This window comes from Candidatus Ichthyocystis sparus (genome assembly GCF_900078745.1).
Lineage (GTDB): Bacteria > Pseudomonadota > Gammaproteobacteria > Burkholderiales > 2013Ark19i > Ichthyocystis > Ichthyocystis sparus.
Genome location: NZ_FKII01000009.1, coordinates 1 through 3,336, shown reverse-complemented (window position 1 = coordinate 3,336; position 3,336 = coordinate 1). Strand labels below are relative to the sequence as shown.

Below are 3,336 nucleotides of genomic sequence, written 5' to 3'. Positions count from 1 at the left end.
CTTTATATGTATCAGGATTAGATGCAGATGTTTCCTCTTCTTCTACGGAGTCATCTGTATTGGGTAGAGCAATTGTTGGACTAGCTACAGAAGTTATTGCTTCTGAGTCGAGAGTTTTAGTAGGTGAATCAACTCCTTCGTCATCATCTGAGCAGTTAGTAGTGCCGATTGCTGCCCCTTCTTCTGTTTCTGCTGCTATTAGTAAGTCTTTCATGGCAGCTAGTAGTAGTTCTTCTAGGTACCCTCATGGACCTAAGAAAGCATTTATTATGCAATCAGTTAAGGAGCATTTTGAGGTGCCTATGAGTAGTGGGATATCTGCTGGACCTTCCCCTTCTACACCTGTGGATATTGGTAATGTTCCGCTAGTGGCTGCTGTTACCGATACTGCTGCTGATGATGTGGGAGCGAGATTGGCAGCATTGCTGAATCGAGGCCTGCCACCTTCACCACCACCTGCTGGTGAATCTAGTGGGTCTAGAGGTGGTATAGGAGGGTTATCTTCTTCACATCGCGGTGGTGCTCAAAGATCGAGAGGACGTAAAAGGAAAAGGAAAAGTTAATTGCTAAGAATTGGTCTTACTCTCTTATCATTAGCATCACATAATTTTATGAGTTTGTTGTGAGCGAGTTTTTATTTTTATACGATAAATCCCCCTATTGTGCTTTTTCATGTTAGATATAGAGGCCATGTATTTTTGATTATACTTATTTGGATTCTTATAGATAGAGACAGAGACAGTTTTTTCATCTTTGTTCAATAAGCATTATAAATAACACAACTTCAGTGGCCACACTATATTGTGGTTAACAAATTTTTTACACCAATGCATCAATTTATATTCTCATCGAGTTTATAATTTGTTCACTAAATTACTGCCACTTAATGGGCTATTTTTTAATAGCGCTAACATATTAAGTTTTTTATGTTTTTTCTTGTATACAGTGTGTGATTTATATAACAGAATCCGAAAGTCAGATTTTTCATCTCAGCACTACAACTTTGTAATACGGGGTGTATTGAAAAAATTAATGCTTAGTAGTAATTGTATCCACTTCAATATTCGTGCATGATACATTTGTTATACGATCAATGGCCAAATATGTAATATTTGTTTTTTTGTTAAGACGTACTGATACTATCTGCTGTGAATTAATTAAAATAAAGAGTATCATTGAATCTTTAGTAATTTATTAATTACCATTTGTTGAATGTAAATTAAGCTATCTCGCGGACGAGTGTCGTGTTTTGATTTTGGCTTTGTCTACGTGGATTTCTTGTGTTTGTGGTGTTGGGTGATTGTGTGCGTTTGGTTGTTGAACTGTACTCACTTCTCTTATTCATGTAATGTTGATTTGTGAGTTGATACTAAAAATAGTAGATTACAAACAATAAATAAAACATAAATAAGGTCTGTTATGTATCCTGTGTTATCTGTAACTAGTAGTCCTACTGCCTCTAGTGGTGCCCAGGATAGCGAGTATGATGGTGGCAACAAAGGTGGTACTTTGCAAGGTAGTGATTTGCAGCAAGTCGAGGTTACTGCTTCAACTACTACTGTAGTTAATGGGGTGAGTACTAGTAGTAAGGGCAAAAGTAAAGTTTCTGCCAAAAAACTTGTTGCTTCTATTGCTGTTTCTTCTCCAGCTACTACAGGTAAGGGAGTGTACTCTAGGAGTGGTAGGGGAAGGATTTCTGCTCGAAAATCGGCTGCTGTTGTTGATTCGTATGTTTTCTTCGGTTCGCTGGGTGTTGTATTGTCTCCTGAGATTGCTCGAAAAATTGAAGATCTCTTTTGCAAAATGGGTGTGTTTGCTAGACGTACTTACAAGAATATGGTAGCCAAACAACTCCCGTCAGGCGTGAGTGATAAACTTACTCCTACTGGACGAGCTATTTGGTACTTTACCTATAGGGTGATGTGCGAGGGTAGTTTTGTATCCAGATGTATTGGTGAATACCATTGTAAGTACCGCCACAATTTTATACGTTCTCTATCTAATATTCGAGTATTGTCTAATTCTTCTGGCAGTGATGTAGTGCCATTAACTGGAAATATGTTGTTAGATTTTTTATCGAGGCTAGATTGTGCTATCAATGATGAGGTGAAGTCTGTTTTTGACTCTTGTTGGAGTAAAGTTTGTGTTACTTTGGAAGAAGAGTCATTGACTGCTGTTAGTTGTAAAGATTTTGTTGATGTCCTAAAGATTGCTGATATTCCTCCGTTAGCATCATCGGCGATGTTAGAAGCTACGAAACTTGCAAGAAGAAAAAGTACTGCAATAAGTAAAGACGCTGTCAAGTGTACGGCATCATCGGGAATTAGTGTTGCTGATCTTACGCACTCTTCCCCTTCTGGTTCTCAATCATTATCATCCCAGTATTGTCCTGAACGTACTAATTCTCAATCTGGTTCACAATTGGGCCCTTCGTTGTCATTAGGAGAGTCTTCTGTTGGAGACTCTGGTGGTGGGTCTTCCTCTGCTCCAGTTGCAGCAAAGATACATAAGGGCAGCAGCAGCGGTATTTCTATTCCTGTTTATGCTCGTGATGAGGCTAGGGTTATTAGTTTTACAATTCCCTCCTCCTCTTGTATTTCACTACCTATTCAGTGTTTTGATTTGCTAGGTGTTGAGTTACATCAAGATAGTGCTAAATTAATTGATAAGCTCTTTCACGAAGTTCGTAAATTTGCCAACAAATCTTTCTCGCATTCGACGATCAACTACATCTCAACGATAGTGACTAGCGAACTTTCGTCGCTTGAGAAAGTTATTTGGTTCAAAACTTATAAGGAACTGCATCTATCTAAATTTATGTGTAAGTTCATTTGTATGTATCATTATAAGCATCATCCTAATCTTATACGTTCTCTTGATAGTATTCTAGTGTCGTCAAGTTCCTCTGATAGTGGACCAGTGCCGTTGAGTGGAGCTGAGTTGCTAGATTTTTTATCGAATCTAGATTGTGCTATTCGTAAGGAAGTGGAGTATATATTTAACTTGAAATGGACTGAAGAAACTAATCCAGTTTTTGCTGAACTAGAAGATGGATCATTGGGCGATGTTAGTTGTGGAAATTTTATTAATGTTCTAGATGTTGTTGGTGTTCCTGTAGTAGCATTTTCAGTGGCTCAAAGACGCGAATATCTAAGATTTGTTGTAAGTAAAAGAAAGTGGTTAGGACGTGGTAGTGAATGTGAGGTCTCTGGTACAGAGTCAAGATCTTTATTGCTGCTAAAGGGGGATTGTGATCAATCTTCTTCTAGATTTGTTAAATTGCTTCTTTATAAAGATCAACCTGGTAGTGTGTCTGCAACTAGTGCTGTCTCTACA

General features: G+C 38.1%; 2 protein-coding genes. Both read left to right on the top strand.

Annotated features, from left to right (window positions below):
* A partial coding sequence (locus tag A6733_RS08620) for a hypothetical protein (RefSeq protein ID WP_176696726.1) occupies nucleotides 1-563 on the top strand: 563 nt, incomplete at its 5' end.
* An 856-nt stretch (nucleotides 564-1,419) separates the two neighbouring features.
* A partial coding sequence (locus A6733_RS00260) for a hypothetical protein (protein ID WP_141663418.1) occupies nucleotides 1,420-3,336 on the top strand: 1,917 nt, incomplete at its 3' end.